The sequence below is a fragment of the Pseudomonas huaxiensis genome, from assembly GCF_003231275.1.
Lineage (GTDB): Bacteria > Pseudomonadota > Gammaproteobacteria > Pseudomonadales > Pseudomonadaceae > Aquipseudomonas > Aquipseudomonas huaxiensis.
The window spans coordinates 1-270 of record NZ_QKVL01000214.1; the positions used below are offsets into that span (position 1 = coordinate 1).

1 pseudogene is annotated in these 270 nt (G+C 59.3%); it reads right to left on the reverse strand.

Going from position 1 to position 270, the window contains the following annotated elements:
• Window positions 1-270 (reverse strand): annotated as a pseudogene (locus DM374_RS32935) (DUF6708 domain-containing protein); the annotation flags it as partial.

Consider the following 270-nt stretch of genomic DNA (forward strand, 5'->3'; position numbering starts at 1 on the left):
CCAATGGCCTGTGGCGTGGATCAGGATGACGGGCCATAGCAGCAGGTTGAGCAGTACGAAAATGCGCAGTTCGCGTTGGCGTATGAAGCTGGTATCCAGTCCCCAGGCAGCCTTTACCGAGAGCCATGGCCAGGGGAACTTGCAGATGAGTTTTTCCGGTGCTGGGGCGGCGGCGGGGCCGTGTTCCATGTAGCGGCGGATGTATTCCCAGAAGGCCAGCAGTTCACTGGCGTTGCGGGTGGGTTTGCCGATGAAGGTGACTTCGATGTT